Source organism: Micromonospora aurantiaca ATCC 27029, from assembly GCF_000145235.1.
In the GTDB taxonomy this organism is placed as follows: domain Bacteria; phylum Actinomycetota; class Actinomycetes; order Mycobacteriales; family Micromonosporaceae; genus Micromonospora; species Micromonospora aurantiaca.
Genome location: NC_014391.1, coordinates 1173683 through 1189735 on the forward strand (window position 1 = coordinate 1173683; position 16053 = coordinate 1189735).

At 73.8% G+C, this 16053-nt stretch carries 16 protein-coding genes; 9 read left to right on the top strand and 7 right to left on the bottom strand.

Annotated elements, in window-relative coordinates; all coding sequences use genetic code 11:
* Positions 1–29 precede the first annotated feature (29 nt).
* From clpS to rdgB, 8 genes are all read left to right on the top strand, one after another.
* Entirely contained in the window at positions 30–320 is a 291-nt protein-coding gene (gene clpS / locus MICAU_RS05770; RefSeq protein ID WP_018786685.1) for an ATP-dependent Clp protease adapter ClpS, read from the top strand.
* Complete coding sequence (locus MICAU_RS05775; protein ID WP_013284356.1) at positions 317–820, top strand: DUF2017 domain-containing protein; 504 nt, start codon at positions 317–319, stop codon at positions 818–820. Before clpS ends, MICAU_RS05775 begins: the two co-directional genes overlap by 4 nt.
* 55 nt (positions 821–875) lie before the next feature.
* A complete protein-coding gene (locus MICAU_RS05780; RefSeq protein WP_013284357.1) occupies positions 876–1364 on the top strand; it encodes a M67 family metallopeptidase in 489 nt (162 codons plus the stop codon).
* 67 nt (positions 1365–1431) lie between these two features.
* Positions 1432–1770 (top strand): MoaD family protein, encoded by a 339-nt coding sequence (locus MICAU_RS05785; protein ID WP_013284358.1) that lies wholly within the window; start codon positions 1432–1434, stop codon positions 1768–1770.
* Positions 1771–1780: 10 nt separating this feature from the next.
* A complete protein-coding gene (locus MICAU_RS05790; RefSeq protein ID WP_013284359.1) occupies positions 1781–2746 on the top strand; it encodes a PLP-dependent cysteine synthase family protein in 966 nt (321 codons plus the stop codon).
* A gap of 225 nt (positions 2747–2971) precedes the next feature.
* Positions 2972–3718, top strand: coding sequence for an MBL fold metallo-hydrolase (locus MICAU_RS05795; protein WP_013284360.1), 747 nt, complete (start codon positions 2972–2974; stop codon positions 3716–3718).
* A gap of 73 nt (positions 3719–3791) precedes the next feature.
* Positions 3792–4520 carry a ribonuclease PH gene (gene rph / locus MICAU_RS05800; RefSeq protein WP_013284361.1) on the top strand — a complete coding sequence of 243 codons (729 nt, stop codon included), beginning with the start codon at positions 3792–3794 and terminating at the stop codon, positions 4518–4520.
* Positions 4517–5134: an RdgB/HAM1 family non-canonical purine NTP pyrophosphatase gene (rdgB, locus tag MICAU_RS05805; RefSeq protein ID WP_013284362.1), complete on the top strand. Its 618-nt coding sequence runs from the start codon at positions 4517–4519 to the stop codon at positions 5132–5134. Before rph ends, rdgB begins: the two co-directional genes overlap by 4 nt.
* Positions 5135–5200: 66 nt before the next feature.
* Here rdgB and hutH read toward each other — a convergent pair whose 3' ends face one another.
* The 6 genes from hutH to MICAU_RS05835 are packed head-to-tail and all read right to left on the bottom strand — an operon-like array spanning position 5201 to position 12999.
* The gene (hutH, locus tag MICAU_RS05810; protein ID WP_013284363.1) at positions 5201–6739 is read right to left on the bottom strand and encodes a histidine ammonia-lyase; all 1539 of its coding nucleotides are present in this window, start codon (positions 6737–6739) and stop codon (positions 5201–5203) included.
* Positions 6736–7905: an imidazolonepropionase gene (gene hutI / locus MICAU_RS05815; protein ID WP_013284364.1), complete on the bottom strand. Its 1170-nt coding sequence runs from the start codon at positions 7903–7905 to the stop codon at positions 6736–6738. Before hutI ends, hutH begins: the two co-directional genes overlap by 4 nt.
* Positions 7902–9266, bottom strand: coding sequence for a formimidoylglutamate deiminase (locus tag MICAU_RS05820; RefSeq protein WP_041799179.1), 1365 nt, complete (start codon positions 9264–9266; stop codon positions 7902–7904). Before MICAU_RS05820 ends, hutI begins: the two co-directional genes overlap by 4 nt.
* A complete protein-coding gene (locus MICAU_RS05825) occupies positions 9263–10483 on the bottom strand; it encodes an allantoate amidohydrolase (RefSeq protein WP_013284366.1) in 1221 nt (406 codons plus the stop codon). The genes MICAU_RS05820 and MICAU_RS05825 overlap by 4 nt, the downstream gene beginning before the upstream one ends.
* Positions 10484–10494: 11 nt before the next feature.
* Positions 10495–12141, bottom strand: coding sequence for a urocanate hydratase (gene hutU, locus MICAU_RS05830; RefSeq protein ID WP_013284367.1), 1647 nt, complete (start codon positions 12139–12141; stop codon positions 10495–10497).
* A 12-nt stretch (positions 12142–12153) separates the two neighbouring features.
* A complete protein-coding gene (locus MICAU_RS05835) occupies positions 12154–12999 on the bottom strand; it encodes a MurR/RpiR family transcriptional regulator (RefSeq protein ID WP_013284368.1) in 846 nt (281 codons plus the stop codon).
* 114 nt (positions 13000–13113) lie between these two features.
* On the opposite strand from MICAU_RS05835, the gene MICAU_RS05840 reads away from it, so the two are divergent.
* Entirely contained in the window at positions 13114–14316 is a 1203-nt protein-coding gene (locus tag MICAU_RS05840; RefSeq protein ID WP_013284369.1) for a hypothetical protein, read from the top strand.
* Positions 14317–14331: 15 nt separating this feature from the next.
* On the opposite strand, the gene MICAU_RS05845 is transcribed toward MICAU_RS05840, so the two are convergent.
* The gene (locus MICAU_RS05845) at positions 14332–16017 is read right to left on the bottom strand and encodes a glycosyltransferase family 39 protein (RefSeq protein ID WP_244879729.1); all 1686 of its coding nucleotides are present in this window, start codon (positions 16015–16017) and stop codon (positions 14332–14334) included.
* Between the last annotated feature and the right edge of the window lie 36 nt (positions 16018–16053).

Consider the following 16053-nt stretch of genomic DNA (forward strand, 5'->3'; position numbering starts at 1 on the left):
TCCCCGGATCCGGTGGCACGATGGGGGGCATGGCGGCTCCACAGGTTGCGCCGGTCGAGACGCCGGACACCGAAGAGGTGCCGGTCTCCGACCGGCCATGGGTGACCATCGTCTGGGACGATCCGGTCAACCTGATGACGTATGTGACCTGGGTGTTCCAGAAGCTCTTCGGGTACAGCCGGGAGAAGGCGGAGCGGCTCATGCTGGACGTGCACCACAAGGGCAAGGCCGTGGTCTCCAGCGGCGCGCGGGAGCGGATGGAGCACGACGCGGCGCAACTGCATGCGTACGGGCTCTGGGCGACGGTGGACCGGTCATGAGCATGTTCCGCCGCCGGGGCGACCACTACGTGGCCACGTTCGCGGTCGACGAGGTCCGGGTGCTGCGCAAGGTCGCCAACGAGGTGGTCGGCCTGCTGACCGACGGCTTCGACCACGGTGACCCGGTGGTCGGGCGGCTCTTCCCCGACGTCTACCCGGACGACGACGCCGGCACCGCCGAGTTCCGCCGCTACACCGAGGGCGACCTGAAGACCGGCAAGATCGACCAGGCGGGCGCCGTCCTCGCCGCGCTGCCCGACGGTGACGCCGGTGGCGAGGTACGGCTGGACGCGGAGGCGGCCGAGGCGTGGCTGCGGGCGCTGAACGACGCCCGGCTGGCGATGGGCGTACGCCTGGAGATCAAGGACGGCACCGACCTGGGCGAGGAGCTCGACGACGCGGTGGCCGCGGACCCGGGTTCGTCCCGGGTGTTCCAACTGTCGGTCTACGCCTATCTCGGATATCTCCAGGAGTCCCTGCTCAACGCGCTGATCGACTGAGTGGTGACGGTCGCCACCTCGCCGCCCGGGCCGGCCAGGCGCTAGGCTTGGCGGCGTGCTGAGCATCGACCGGTCGATCATCGACGCGATCGTCGCCCACGCGCGTCGGGACCACCCGGACGAGGCGTGCGGCGTGGTCGCCGGTCCCGTCGGCAGCGACACCCCGACCCGGCACATCCCGATGGACAACGCCGCCCGCTCCATGACGTTCTACGAGTTCGACTCGATGGAGCAGTTGCGGGTGTGGCGCGAGATGGACGACCGCGACGAGGAACCGGTCGTCATCTACCACTCGCACACCGCGACGGAGGCCTACCCGTCGCGTACGGACGTCTCCTTCGCCGGCGAGCCGGGCGCGCACTACCTGCTCGTCTCGACCCGCGAGCCCGACACCGAGGAGATCCGCTCCTTCCGGATCGTCGACGGCGTGGTCACCGAGGAACCGGTGGAGATCGTGGATGCCGCCGTGGATCCGAACGCCGTCCAGTCCTACATGTTCGGGCAGAGCCCGGCGACGGTCGACTACGAGTGTTCCGACCGCTGACCTTCAGCGCCGGCACCTTCCTTTTCCCGTCACCTGGCACGATCCCGAACGAGGAGCACGAGACACCATGGCCATCGAGGTTCGCATCCCCACCATCCTGCGCAGCTACACCGGCGGCGCGAAGGTCGTCGAGGGCAGCGGCGACACGCTCGCCGACCTGATCGCCGACCTGGACTCCCGGCACGGCGGCCTGAAGGCCCGCCTGGTCACCGAGGCGGGCGTGCTGCACCGGTTCGTCAACGTCTACGTCAACGACGAGGACGTCCGCTTCCTCGGCGCGCTCGACGCCAAGCTCAACGACGGCGACAGCGTGACCATCCTGCCGGCCGTCGCCGGCGGCGCGTTCGGCTTCGCGGCCGCCGCGGCGATCGCCTCGCACGCGGTCTCCACGCGCGCCGCCCGCTGAGGGGTCCGCGATGGCGCGGTACGACAGCCTGCTCGACGCCTGCGGCGGCACCCCGCTGGTCGGGTTGCCCCGGCTCTCGCCGACGGTTCCGGCCGGGGCGCCGCCGGTGCGGCTCTGGGCCAAGCTGGAGGACCGGAACCCGACCGGCAGCATCAAGGACCGCGCGGCCCTGTTCATGGTGCGCGCGGCCGAGGAGTCCGGCCGGCTGCGTCCGGGTGACACGATCCTGGAGCCGACGAGCGGCAACACCGGCATCTCGCTGGCCATGGTGGCGAAGCTGCGCGGCTACCGGCTGGTCTGCGTGATGCCGGAGAACGTCTCCACCGAGCGGGTGCAACTGCTCCGCATGTACGGCGCGGAGATCATCTTCTCGCCGGCGGCCGGCGGCTCGAACCAGGCGGTCGCGACCGCGAAGCAGATCTCCGCCGAGCACCCGGACTGGGTGATGCTCTACCAGTACGGCAACGAGGCGAACGCCCGGGCGCACTACGAGACGACGGGGCCGGAGCTGCTCCAGGATCTGCCGGGCATCACCCACTTCGTGGCCGGGCTGGGCACCACGGGAACGCTCATGGGCACCGGGCGCTACCTGCGGGAGAAGGTCGAGGGCATCCAGATCGTGGCGGCCGAGCCGCGCTACGGCGAGCTGGTCTACGGTCTGCGCAACATCGACGAGGGCTACGTGCCCGAGCTGTACGACGCCGGGGTGCTGTCCCGCCGCTTCTCCGTGGGCACCCGGGACGCGGTGCTGCGTACCCGGCAGCTCGTCGAGGTGGAGGGCATCTTCGCCGGCTTCTCCACCGGGGCCATCCTGCACGCCGCGCTCGCGGTGGCGCACGAGGCGGTCCGCGACGGCCGCCGCGCGGACGTGGCGTTCGTGGTCTGCGACGGCGGCTGGAAATACCTGTCGACCGGCGCGTACGGCGGCACCCTCGCCGACGCGGAGGAGGCCCTGGAGGGTCAGCTCTGGGCCTGACGGACCGATGGCCGGTCCGGTCGGTGGCGTGCCCGCCGGCCGGACCGCCGGTCTCGTCCGGAGCGGACGTGTATGGGTGTCACGTTGATGACAACTTCCGGCAGATGATTCTTGCTCGACCGGGGCGACGCGTAGGCTGCGCAGCGTGGCGAGCGCGTCGGTAGAGATCATCGGCGGAGCCGCCGCCGGCGCATCGACTACTCATGGTGAGATCGAGGCCACCGGATGAGACTGACCGTCCTCGGCTGCGCGGGCAGCTTCCCGGGGCCCGAATCGCCCTGTTCGGCCTATCTCATGGAAGCCGAGGGCTTCCGGCTTCTGATCGACTTCGGCGTGGGCTCGCTCTCCACGCTCCAGCGCTACGTCGGGTTGCACGCCCCTGACGCCATCCTCCTCACCCACCTGCACTGCGACCACATGTTCGACGCCGTGTCCTACGTGGTGGTACGCCGGTACGCGCCGGACGGCCCGTACCCGCCCCTGCCGATGTACGCACCCTCCGGCGCGCCCGACCGGCTGGCCACCGCGTACGGGCAGGAGGAGGGCTCGGTGGAGGACGTCTACCAGTTCTACGGCCTCCAGCCGGGCACGTTTCCGATCGGCCCGTTCACCGTCACGGTCGACCGGATGAACCACCCGGTGGAGACGTACGGGGTGCGGCTGGAACACGGCGGCCGGGTGTTCTGCTACTCCGCCGACACGGCGCCCTGTGAGGCGCTGCTGCGCCTGGCCCAGGACGCCGACGTGTTCCTCTGCGAGGCGAGCTACATGGACGGCGTGGAGAACCCGCCGGATCTGCACCTGACCGGCCGGGAGGCCGGCGAGGCGGCCACCAAGGCGGGGGTGGGACGCCTCCTGCTCACCCATCTCGTACCCGCCTGGGGCAGCGAGTCGCAGACGGTGGAGGCGGCGGCCGGGGCGTACGCCGGGCCGCTGGACGTGGTCCGGCCCGGCGCCTGCTACGAGGTCTGAGCCCGGCGGCGGCCCTGTCGTGTCGGCGGGCACCCGCGGGCGGTGCGATCACCGCACCGCATAGGGTGCAGGCATGGCGCGACCTGACGGGCGGCAACCCGACCAACTCCGACCGGTGACCCTGACCCGGGGCTGGAGCACCCACCCGGAGGGCTCGGTGCTCGTCGAGTTCGGCGCGACCCGGGTCCTCTGCACGGCGAGCGTCACCGAAGGCGTGCCCCGCTGGCGCAAGGGCTCCGGGCTGGGCTGGGTGACCGCCGAGTACGCGATGCTGCCCCGTGCCACGAACACCCGCTCGGACCGGGAGAGCGTCCGCGGCAAGGTCGGCGGCCGGACCCACGAGATCTCCCGGCTGATCGGCCGCAGCCTGCGCGCCTGCGTCGATCTCAAGGCGCTCGGCGAGAACTCGATCGTGCTGGACTGCGACGTGCTCCAGGCCGACGGCGGCACCCGTACCGCCGCGATCACCGGTGCCTACGTCGCGCTGCACGACGCGGTGACCTGGCTGGCCGAGCGCAAGGCGCTGGCCGGCAAGGTGGAGAAGGTGATGCACCGCTCGGTGGCCGCGGTGAGCGTCGGCGTGATCGGCGGCGAGCCGATGCTCGACCTCTGCTACGCCGAGGACGTCACCGCCGAGGTCGACATGAACGTGGTCTGCACCGGCACCGGCGACTTCGTCGAGGTGCAGGGCACCGGTGAGGCGGGCGTCTTCGCCCGCGACCAGCTCGACGCGCTGCTCGACCTGGGCGTGGCGGGCTGCCTGGAACTGGCCGACGCGCAGCGGAAGGCGCTCTCGTCATGAACAAGGTCCTGCTCGCCACCCGGAACCGGAAGAAGCTGGTCGAACTCCAGCGGATCCTGGACGGCGCGCTCGGCGCGCACCGGATCGCCCTGCTCGGCCTCGACGACGTCGAGGAGTACCCGGAGCTGCCCGAGACCGGCCTCACGTTCGGCGAGAACGCGCTGATCAAGGCGCGGGAGGGCTGCCGGCGTACCGGCCTGCCGACCATCGCCGACGACTCCGGGCTGGCGGTGGACGCCCTCAACGGCATGCCGGGTGTGTTCAGCGCCCGCTGGTCCGGGGGGCACGGCGACGACCGGGCCAACCTCCAGCTCGTGCTGGACCAGGTCGCCGACGTGCCGGACGAGCACCGGGGCGCCGCGTTCGTCTGCACCGTCGCGCTGGTGCTGCCCGGCGGCAAGGAGCACCTGGTCGACGGCCGCCAGTCCGGCCGGCTGCTGCGCGCGCCGCGCGGCGACGGCGGCTTCGGCTACGACCCGATCTTCCTGGGCGACGGGCAGGAGCGCACCAACGCGGAGCTGACGCCCGAGGAGAAGGACGCGGTCAGCCACCGCGGCAAGGCGCTGCGGGAACTGGCCAAGCTGGTCGCGAAGGTGCTCCCACCCGCCGCCTGACCCGCCCCCACCGGGCACCCGGCCGCAGCGCCGACCGGGCACCCGAAGAACGCCGGACCGGTCCGCTCAGGCGAGCGGGCCGATCTCCCGTTCGATCGCCGCGCGCAGCTCCGGGCCGCGTACCACCTCGCGCGCGGCCTCCATCAGCGGCGCGAGGAACACGTCCGGTCCCGGCTCGCCGATCGTGCGGCCGAGCGTGTCGAGCGCCGCCCGTCCGGCCGGTGACGGCGTCAGCGGCGCGCGGAGCTGGAGTCCGCGTACGGCCGCCAGCAGCTCCACCGCGAGCAGGCTGGTCAGGTTGTCCAGCACGGTGCGCAGCTTCTTGGTGGCCGCCCAGCCCATCGAGACGTGGTCCTCCTGCATGCCACTGGTGGGCAGCGAGTCGACCGAGGCGGGCGCGGCCAGCCGGCGGTTCTCCGCCACGATCCCGGCGGCGGTGTACTGGGCGATCATCAGGCCCGAGTTCACCCCGGCGTCCGGCGACAGGAACGCGGGCAGTTCCCGGGAACGGGTGACGTCCAGCAGCCGGTCCACCCGGCGCTCGGCGATGGCGCCCACCTCGGCGGCGGCGATGGCGAGGTAGTCGGCGGCGAAGCCGAGCGGCGCGCCGTGGAAGTTCCCGGTCGACTCGACCCGCCCGTCCGGCAGCACCACCGGGTTGTCCACCACCGACAGCAGCTCCCGGCCGGCCACCACCTCGACGAAGTCGAGCGTGTCCCGGGCCGCGCCGGCGACCTGCGGGGCGCAGCGCATCGAGTACGCGTCCTGCACCGCGTGCGCCAGGTCGTCGCGGTGCGAGTCCATCACCGCCGAGCCCTGCAACAGCCGGTGGATGTTCGCCGCCGACGCGGCCTGACCGGGATGCGGGCGGATCGCGTGCAGCTCGGGCAGGAACGGCCGCTCCGAGCCGAGCATCGCCTCGATGGCCAGCGCCGCCGTCACGTCCGCCATGGCGAACAGGTGCCGGGCGTCGGACACGGCGAGGAGCAGCATGCCGAGCATGCCGTCGGTGCCGTTGATCAGCGCCAGCCCTTCCTTGGCGGCGAGTGACACCGGCTTCAGCCCGACCCGGCGCAGCGCGTCGGCGGCCGGGAGGCGGTCACCGGCCGGGCCGAGCACCCAGCCCTCACCGAGCAGCACCAGCGCGCAGTGCGCCAGCGGCGCCAGGTCGCCGGACGCGCCGAGCGAGCCGTGCTCGGGCACCCACGGGGTGACCTCGTGGTTGAGCAGGTCCACGAGCGCCTCGGCGACCAGCGGACGGACCCCGGAGCGGCCGAGCGCCAGCGAGCGGACCCGCAGCAGCATCATGGCGCGTACCACCTCGCGCGGCATCGGCGCGCCCACCCCGGCGGCGTGCGAGCGGATCAGCGCGTGCTGAAGCTCGGCCCGGCGCTCCGGGGCGACGAACGTGTTGGCGAGGGCGCCGAAGCCGGTGGAGACGCCGTACACCGGGCGGCCGGCCGCCTCGATCCGGTCCACGATGGACCGGGAGGTCGCCATCGCCTCGGTGGCGGCCGGGTCGAGCACGACCTTGGCGGTGCCGCGGGCCACCGCGAGCACGTCGGCGGCTGTGACGCCGCTGGACAGGATGGTCACTGTGGTCATCGCGGTACTCCGTTGTGCAGGACCTGGCGGATCAGTGGCACGCCCGGCCGGTAGGCCAGGTGCAGGTGGGACGGGGCGTCGAGGACGATCAGGTCGGCCCGCGCCCCGGGGGTCAGCCGCCCCACGTCGGTGCGGCGCAGCGCCGCCGCCCCGCCGGCGGTCGCGGCCCACACCGCCTCCGCCGGGGTCATCCGCATCTCGCGTACGGCGAGCGCGACGCAGAACGGCATCGACGACGTGTACGACGACCCGGGGTTGCAGTCGGTGGCGAGCGCGACTGTGACGCCCGCGTCGAGCAGCCGCCGGGCGTCCGGGTACGGCGACCGGGTGGAGAACTCGGCGCCGGGCAGCAGTGTGGCGACAGTCTCCGAGCCGGCCAGCGCGTCGATGTCGGCGTCGGTCAGGTGGGTGCAGTGGTCGACGCTGGCCGCGCCCAGCTCCACGCCGAGCCGGACGCCCGGCCCGGGACCGAGCTGGTTGGCGTGCAGCCGTACGCCCAGACCGGCGGCCTGCCCGCAGGCGAGGATCGCGCGGGCGTGGTCGGCGTCGAACGCGCCCCGCTCGCAGAACACGTCGATCCAGCGGGCGTACGGCGCGGCGGCGGCGAGCATCGGCCCGCACACCAGGCCCACGTAGTCGTCCGGGCGGTCGGCGTACTCGGCCGGGACCACGTGCGCGCCGAGGAACGTGGTGTCGCCTGTGAACTCGGCGGCGATCCGCAGTGAGCGGGCCTCGTCGGCGACGTTCAGGCCGTACCCGCTCTTGATCTCGACGGTGGTGGTGCCCTGCCGCAGCATCTCCGCGCGCAGCCGGCCCACAGTGGCACGCAGCGCGTCGTCGGAGGCCGCGCGGGTGGCGCCGACTGTGGTCCTGATGCCGCCGCCGGTGTAGGGCTCGCCTGCCATCCGGGCGGCGAACTCGGCGGCCCGGTCCCCGGCGAAGACCAGGTGGGCGTGGCTGTCCACGAAGCCGGGCAGCACCGCCGCGCCACCGGCGTCGATCCGCCGGTCGGCGGCCGGCGCGTGCCGGGCCGGACCGGTCCAGGCCACCTCGCCGTCGGAGATGAGCAGCGCGGCGTCGCGGCGGATGCCGAGCGGGTCGCCGTCGCGGCCGTCGTTGGTGACCAGCTCGCCGATGTGGTCGACGAGCAGGCTGCCGCGCGTCACGAGTCCTCCTTCGCGGTCACCGCCGCGATCGCGTCCCGCAGTTCGGTGGGTACGTCCACGGTCAGGTGCCGGCCGCCGTCCACCACGGGCCGGCCGTCCACCACGACGCTCGTCACGTCCGCGGCGGTGGCGGCGAAGAACGCGCCGACCGGCGGCACCCCGGCGGTGCGGGCGCTGTCGAGCCGTACCGTGACCAGGTCGGCCCGCTGCCCGACGGCGAGCCGGCCGGCGTCGCCCCAGCCCAGCGCGGCGTGCCCGCCGACGGTGGCGGCGGTGAGCAGCTCGGCCGGCGTGAAGTGCCCCCGCCTGCGGGTACGCAGTCGCTCGTCCATCTCCAGCGCGCGGGCCTCCTCGAACAGGTCCACCACGGCGTGACTGTCGCTGCCCAGGCTCAGCGGGCTGCCCGCGTCGGCCATCCGGCGTACCGGGCCGACCCCGTCGGCCAGGTCGCGTTCGGTGGTGGGGCAGACGCAGACCCGGGTACGGCTGTCGCCGAGCAGCGCCACGTCGGCGGCGGTCGGGTGGGTGGCGTGCACGGCTGTGGTGTGCGGGCCGAGCACGCCGTGGTCGGCCAGCAGGCGCGTCGGGGTGCACCCGTGCACGGCCCGGCAGGCGTCGTTCTCGGCCGGCTGCTCGGACAGGTGCACATGCAGCGGCAGTCCGTTGCGGTCGGCCCAGCCGGCCACCGTGGCGAGCTGCCCGGCCGGGACCGCGCGCACCGAGTGGATGGCCGCGCCGAGCCGGACGTGGTCGTCGGACGGGCGGAACGCGTCCACCCGCTCCGCCCAGCGCAGCGCGTCGCCGTCGCCGAACCGGCGCTGCGGCCCGGCCAGCGGCGCACCGTCCACGCCCCCGGCCAGGTACGCGGTGTCCAGCAGCGTGAGCCGGATCCCGGCGTGCGCGGCGGCCTCCACGAGCGCGGCGGACATGGCGTTCGGGTCGTCGTACGGGGTGCCGCCGGGACCGTGGTGCAGGTAGTGGAACTCGCCCACGCAGGTGATCCCCGCCAGCGCCATCTCCGCGTACACGGCGCGGGCCAGCGCCAGGTAGGAATCGGGGTCGAGCCGGATCGCGACGGCGTACATCAGGCTGCGCCAGGACCAGAAGTCGCCGCGTCCGTCGTGGGTGCGCCCGCGCAGCGCCCGGTGGAACGCGTGCGAGTGGGCGTTCGCCAGGCCGGGCACCGTCAGGCCGGGCAGCCGGACCGCGTCGCCGAGCACCTCGACCCCGGCGGTCGGCGGACCGTCCACGGTCAGCGGGGTGACCGCGGTGAGCCGCCCGTCGGTCGCCTCGATCAGCACGTCCCGGGTGGGCTCGGCGCGATCGGGCAGCCAGGCGTACTCGGCCAGCCAGCGGGTCAGCGGCATGCCAGCTCCTCCAGCACCCGGGCCAGGGCGGCCACCCCGGCGGCGCAGTCGGCGTCGGTGGCCGCCTCGGCGGGGGAGTGCGACACCCCGGTCGGGTTGCGCACGAACAGCATCGCGGTGGGCAGGTGCGCCGCCAGCACGCCCGCGTCGTGCCCGGCGCCGGTGGGCAGCACCGGCGCGCCGAGCAGCGCGGCCAGCCGGTCGGCCAGCCCGCGGTCGAACGCGACGAGCGGGGTCGCCGACTCCTGCGTGCAGGTCAGCGCGGTCCCGTCGCGGCCGGCCCGGTCGGCGGCCTTGGTGCGTACCGCCTCGACCAGACCGTACAGCGTCTCCGCCTCGGCCGCCCGCGCGTCCAGCCAGCCGGTGACCCGGGACGGGATCGCGTTCGTGGCGTTCGGCTCGACCGACACCCGGCCGACTGTGGCGTGCGCGTCGCGCAGCCGGGCCTCCTTGTTCGCCGCCAGCACTGTGAACGCGTAGGTGAGCATCGGGTCGCGGCGGTCGGCCATCCGTGTCGTACCCGCGTGGTTGCCCTCGCCGGTGAAGTCGAACCGCCACCGGCCGTGCGGCCAGATCGCGGAGGCCACCGCGACCGGCGCGTCCAGGTCGACCAGCGCGCGGCCCTGCTCGACGTGCAGCTCCACGAAGGCCGCGAAGCGGCCGAGCAGCGCCCGGTCGGCGCCCGCCGGCCGCTCGCCGAGCGCCTCGGCGAAGGTCGTCCCGGCCTGGTCGCGCAGCCCGGCCGCGCGGTCGACGTCGATCTCGCCGGTGAGCAGCCGAGACCCCAGGCAGGGTACGCCGAACCGCGCGCCCTCCTCCTCCACGAACGCGGCCACCACCACCGGCCGGTCCGGGGTGACGCCCGCGGCCCGCAGCTCGTCCACGGCGAGGAACGCGCTGACGATGCCGAGCGGACCGTCGTACGCGCCGCCGTGCGGCACCGAGTCGAAGTGGCTGCCGGTGAGCACGGCGCCGCCGGTCTCGGGGTCGCCCCACCAGGCGAACAGGTTGCCGTTGCCGTCCTGCTGAACCGGCATCCCGCGGGCGTCGGCCTGGTTGTGGAACCACTCCCGCAGCCGCAGCTCCGGTTCGGTCAGTGCGTAGCGCAGGTAGCCGCTGCTGCCCTCGTCGCGCCCGATCGGCGCGATCTCGTCCCACAGCTTCCGGAACCCGTTAGGAAGGGACCCTTCCTCTACCGAATGCGTTAACAAGGGGCCCTTCCTTACTCGGCCATCGGGACGCGCACGCCGGTGCGCCCGGCGACCTCGCGGGCGTCGTCGTAGCCGGCGTCGACGTGCCGGATCACGCCCATCGCCGGGTCGTTCGTGAGCACCCGCTCGATCTTCTGCCCGGCCAGCGCGGTCCCGTCGGCCACGCAGACCTGGCCGGCGTGGATGGACCGGCCGATACCGACGCCGCCGCCGTGGTGGATGGACACCCAGGACGCGCCGCTGGCGGTGTTGACGAGCGCGTTCAGCAGCGGCCAGTCGGCGATCGCGTCGGAGCCGTCGGCCATCGCCTCGGTCTCCCGATAGGGGCTGGCCACGCTGCCGCAGTCGAGGTGGTCCCGGCCGATCACCACCGGCGCGCTCAGCTCGCCGGAGGCCACCATCTCGTTGAACCGCACCCCGGCGCGGTCACGTTCGCCGTAGCCGAGCCAGCAGATCCGCGCCGGCAGGCCCTGGAACGCGACCCGCTCGCCGGCCATCCGGATCCACCGGGCGAGGGACTCGTTCTCCGGGAACAGGTCGAGGATGGCCCGGTCGGTGGCGGCGATGTCCTTCGGGTCGCCGGAGAGCGCGGCCCAGCGGAACGGGCCCTTGCCCTCGCAGAACAGCGGCCGGATGTATGCGGGCACGAACCCGGGGAAGTCGAACGCCCGCTCGTATCCGCCGAGCTCGGCCTCGCCCCGGATCGAGTTGCCGTAGTCGAAGACCTCCGCGCCCGCGTCGAGGAAGCCGACCATCGCCTCCACGTGCTTCGCCATCGACGCCCGGGCCCGGTCGGTGAATTCGGCCGGCTCGGCCGCCGCGTAGTCCCGCGCGTCGGCCGGGTCCACGCCCTCCGGCACGTAGGACAGCGGGTCGTGCGCGCTGGTCTGGTCGGTCACGATGTCGATGGCCACGCCCCGGCGCAGCAGCTCGGGGAAGACGGTGGCGGCGTTGCCGACCACCCCGACGCTCAGGGCCCGCCGGTCCCGCTTCGCGGCGAGCGCCCGCTCGACCGCGTCGTCAAGCGAGTCGGCGATCTCGTCGAGGTAGCGGTCGTGCGCCCGCCGCTCCAGCCGGGACCGGTCGACGTCCACGATCAGGCAGGCGCCGCCGTTCATGGTGACCGCGAGCGGCTGCGCGCCGCCCATGCCGCCGCAGCCGGCGGTGAGCGTCAGCGTGCCGGCGAGCGTGCCGCCGAACCGCTTCTCGGCGACAGCGGCGAACGTCTCGTACGTGCCCTGGAGGATGCCCTGGGTGCCGATGTAGATCCAGGACCCGGCCGTCATCTGCCCGTACATGGTCAGGCCCAGCGACTCCAGGCGGCGGAACTCCGGCCAGGTGGCCCAGTCGCCGACCAGGTTCGAGTTGGCCAGCAGCACGCGCGGCGCCCACTCGTGGGTGCGCATCACCCCGACCGGGCGGCCCGACTGCACGAGCATCGTCTCGTCGTCGCGCAGGTCGGTCAGCGTCCGCACCAGCGCGTGGTACGACGGCCAGTCCCGGGCCGCCTTGCCGGTGCCCCCGTAGACCACCAGGTCCTCGGGGCGCTCGGCCACCTCGGGGTCGAGATTGTTCATCAGCATCCGCAGGGCGGCCTCCTGCGGCCACCCCTTCGCGGTGCGTGCGGTGCCGCGGGCGGCGCGGACGGGCTGGTGCATCTCGTACTCCTCTCAGCCGAGGAACAACTGGCGGCGGGCGGCGGACGACTCGAACGCCTCGAGCCGGTTCTGGGTCTCGGCCGGTGCGGCGTCGCAGATCGCCTGGAGCACCACCATGGCCAGCGTCATCGGGGCGGTGTGCAGATCGAAGACCAGGTCGGCGCCGACGGCGGCGGGCAGCACCACCTCGGCGTGCTCGGTGGCCGGGCTCACCGGCGAGTCGGTGATCGCCACGACCGTCAGCCCGGCGTCCCGGGCCTCGCGCAGCGCGTCGAGGGTCTCGCGGGGGTAGCGGGGCAGCACGAACGCCAGCATCGCCGTCGCGCCGGCCGCGACCGCCTGGTCCAGGCGGTCGACCAGCATGCTGCCGCCGTCGTCGAGCACCCGCACGTCCGGGTGCACCTTGGCGGCGAAGTACGCGAAGTACGCGGCGAGCGGCGCGGCGGCGCGCAGCCCGAGCACCGGCAGCGGACGGCTGGCCGCGAGCAGCTTTCCCACCTCGGCGACCCGGCCGGCGTCGGCGAGCTGAGCGGCGAGCCGGTCGAGATTGTCCCGCTCGGCGTGCACCGCCCGTTGCAGGGCGTTGCCGGCGGCCGGTCCGGCCGACCCGGTGACAGTGAGTTCCCGCAGGCGGCGGCGCAGCGCGGGGTAGCCGTCGTGCCCGAGCGCCATGGCGAACCGGGTCACCGACGGCTGGCTGACGCCTGCCAGCTCGGCCACCTCGGCGGCGGACAGGTACGCCGCCGCGCCCGCGTGCCGCACCAGGCAGTGGGCGATGCGGCGCTGGGTCGGGGTGAGCCGTACGCCGTGGAAGAGGTCGAGCAGGCGGTCAGGGGAGGCCGCACCGCTTTCATTCACGAGCCGACTCTATGCATGAAAACTTTCAGAGCGCAAGAGTGGCCCGACCGCAGGGAGATCCGACGGGCGTGCTCTCTGTACTATCCGCACGGCGGGTGAGCAGAGGAGTGGGGCATGCAGCCGGAAGGTCCGTACAGGTTCACCGAGGTGCTGGGCGAGTGCCAGGTCGGCAGGGCCTGGGCCGCGCTCGACGGGCAGGACCGCGCGCTGACCGTGGCGGTCCTGGACGGCGCCGCAGCCGGTGACCAGCGCTGGCGCGAGGCATTCACCAACGCGGCGAACGTGCTGGCCCAGACGCCCGGCGGCCACCGGTACGTCAACTCCGACTTCGCCGCCGGCCAGCCCTGGGTGGCGTACCCGTCCGAAGAGGACGGCGCTGCCGAGCGGCTGTTCCGCAGCCTGGGCATGGACTACCAGCGCACCGCCACCGCCGAGATCCTCCCGCCGCCCCCGCCGGTGTCCGCGCCGCCGCAGCAGGTCTCGTCCCCGCCGCAGTTGCCGTGGAGCCCGCAGCCGTGGGCGATGACGCCGCAGCAGCCGGTCTCCGGCGCGCCCGTCTCGTCCGGCGCGCCGGTGTCGCCCGGCATGCCGGTGTCGCCGGGCATGCCGGTGCCGGCGATCCCGGCCCAGGCCACCGCCCCGGATCCGCTCGTGCCGACCGGCGGTCCCCGGATCGCACCGGTCGCCCGCCCGCCCAAGAGCCGTACCGGCCTGTGGATCGGAGGTCTGGTCATGGCGGCGGTGCTGGCCGGCGGCGCCGGTCTGCTCGCCGGACGGTCGCTCGCCGACGGTGGCGAACCGTCCACTCCGGCGGCCAGCGCCTCCCCGGCGCTCTACGAGGCCACCCAGCAGTCGCTGAACAAGGCGAAGTTCGACGCCACGCTCATGCCGATCGCCGAGCCGTGGCTCGACGGGGTGGGCGGTTGCGCGATCAACACCGAGAAGAGCGGCCCCGGGCTCGCCGCCGGCGAGAAGCAGCACGTCTTCTGCCGCTACCTGGGCGTGTCGGTGCACTTCGCCGAGTACGAGTCGGCCGAGAAGAAGGAGGCGGCGCGCGCCTTCCGCCAGCAGATGGGCATCATCGGCCGTGCGCTCGCGCCGGGCATGCGGGAGGCCGGACCGGCCACCGGCGGCGTCAGCGGGGCGCAGGGCAGCTACGTCGAGTACGCCGGCAACGGCCAGGACGGCCGCCCGGTCTGCGGCATCTGGTGGGGCCGCGACGACAACACGAGCGCGATCTACATGGAGACGCCGTGCGGCGCCGGGCTCGGCGGCAACTGGGACGCCCTGCGCGACCTCTGGCAGCGGCACAGCTAGGACGCCGCGCGCCCGCTAGCGGACGCGGGCGCCGTTCGGCGGCGGCACCAGGCAGACGTCGCTGCCCTTGGTGACGCCCGCGGCCAGGTCGAAGCGGACCACGCGCGCCCCGCTGAACTGCCGCTCGGTGACCGCCACGCCGCTGCCGCCGAGCCGGACGATGACGTCCCGGTTCGCCCCGTCGGCCCAGTCGGTGGCCTGGAACAGCCAGACCCGGGATCGTCCGGGCAGCAACGCCGACACGGTCCGCCCCGGGCACCCGCCGGGGCCGGCCGCGACCACATAGGCGTCCGCTGCCGGGCCGTACCACGCCTGGGCGTTCCACGAGACCGTGGTGGCCAGCACCAGGTCACCCGGGCGGCGTTTGTCGTCCAGGTAGCCCAGCGCGCCCCGGTAGTCGACGGCGTTCGCGCCGCCGCCCTGGGCGAAGGCCCGCGCCGGATGCACAGTCGCCACCACTGCGGTGGCCAGCTGCGGAACGGCGAGCGCGAGCAGGAGCACCACCCCGACCACCCACCTGATCCGGGCGGGCAGGCCGGCCCGCATCGGTGGCGGTGCGACGGCGAGCGCGGCGAGCAGCAGGCAGGCCGGCACCGCGTAGAGCGCCAGCCGGCCGTTGAACGGGTAGACCGACACCGCCGCGCCGGCCAGCCCGGCCGCCAGCGGGGTGAGCAGAACCAGCACCGCCACAGTGGAGAGCCGGCGCAGCCCGGCGGCCGTGCCCAGCACCAGCAGCGGTACGACGACCCACACCGACCAGGCCACGAACGGCACTGTGGCGAGACTCCGGTACGTCGCCGCGAGCCATTCCACTGTGGCGGCCAGGTCGGTGAGCGGGTGCGCCGGATAGATCGACTTCGCCCGCCAGTACGCGGCGAGCTGCGGATCGGCGAGTCCCGGCGCCAGGAACAGCACGTACACCACGAGCTCGACCACGCCCCAGGCCGGCGCCGGGGCGAGGAACCGGCCCAGTTCACGCCACCTGCTCGCCCACTGCCGATCTGGGCGGGACAGCGCGTACCCGCCCAGCAGCACGCTGAGCGCGCCGGTGACCGGAATGGACAGGGTGCTGACGAACGCCATGACCGCCGCGGCCGACCAGAACACCGCCGACCCGGCCCAGGTGACGCCGTCCCGGACGAGCAGCAGCGCCAGCCCGACCACGAGCGTGACGCCGAACGCCTCGGCGCTGTACTGCTTCAGCTCGTTGGAGTAGCCGATGAGGAACGGCGCGACGGCGACCAGCAGCAGCGCCGCCAGCGCGGCGAGCGGCGGCAGGAGTGCCCGGCCGAGCCACGCCACGAGCGGCAGCAGCGCCAGCCCGAACAGCAGCGGCACCAGCCGCAGTGCCCGCTCACCGTCGCCGAACTGCTCGAACGCGAATCGTTCCAGCCACAGCCAGCCGGGCGGCGCCGACTGGCTGAACGCCAGCGGCTGCAACAGGTCCAGGTAGCCGCGCTCCCGGATGTTGTGCGCCACATACAGCTCGTCGCTCCAGAAGCTGCGCGCGTACGCCCACTGCCGGATCCGCAGCACGGCGCCCAGCGCGACGAGCAGGCCCGCGACGGACCAGTACGGGGACCGGCTCAGCCGGTCCCACGCGAGCGCGACGAGCGCCACCGGCGTGCCCGGCCGCGACGGCACCGGCGTCGCCGACGCGGGCGCCATCGAGGGGGAGAAGGCCGGGCGTGTCACGGACACGGCGAGACGGTATCAAAGCGTCATTCACGTCAGCGG

What these genes read in the sequence shown, in the direction of transcription:
- clpS (WP_018786685.1), top strand. Translation starts at nt 30, where the DNA reads ATGGCGGCTCCACAGGTTGCGCCGGTCGAGACGCCGGACACCGAAGAG.
- MICAU_RS05775 (WP_013284356.1), top strand. Translation starts at nt 317, where the DNA reads ATGAGCATGTTCCGCCGCCGGGGCGACCACTACGTGGCCACGTTCGCG.
- MICAU_RS05785 (WP_013284358.1), top strand. Translation starts at nt 1,432, where the DNA reads ATGGCCATCGAGGTTCGCATCCCCACCATCCTGCGCAGCTACACCGGC.
- MICAU_RS05790 (WP_013284359.1), top strand. Translation starts at nt 1,781, where the DNA reads ATGGCGCGGTACGACAGCCTGCTCGACGCCTGCGGCGGCACCCCGCTG.
- MICAU_RS05795 (WP_013284360.1), top strand. Translation starts at nt 2,972, where the DNA reads ATGAGACTGACCGTCCTCGGCTGCGCGGGCAGCTTCCCGGGGCCCGAA.
- rph (WP_013284361.1), top strand. Translation starts at nt 3,792, where the DNA reads ATGGCGCGACCTGACGGGCGGCAACCCGACCAACTCCGACCGGTGACC.
- rdgB (WP_013284362.1), top strand. Translation starts at nt 4,517, where the DNA reads ATGAACAAGGTCCTGCTCGCCACCCGGAACCGGAAGAAGCTGGTCGAA.
- hutH (WP_013284363.1), bottom strand. Translation starts at nt 6,739, where the DNA reads ATGACCACAGTGACCATCCTGTCCAGCGGCGTCACAGCCGCCGACGTG.
- hutU (WP_013284367.1), bottom strand. Translation starts at nt 12,141, where the DNA reads ATGCACCAGCCCGTCCGCGCCGCCCGCGGCACCGCACGCACCGCGAAG.
- MICAU_RS05840 (WP_013284369.1), top strand. Translation starts at nt 13,114, where the DNA reads ATGCAGCCGGAAGGTCCGTACAGGTTCACCGAGGTGCTGGGCGAGTGC.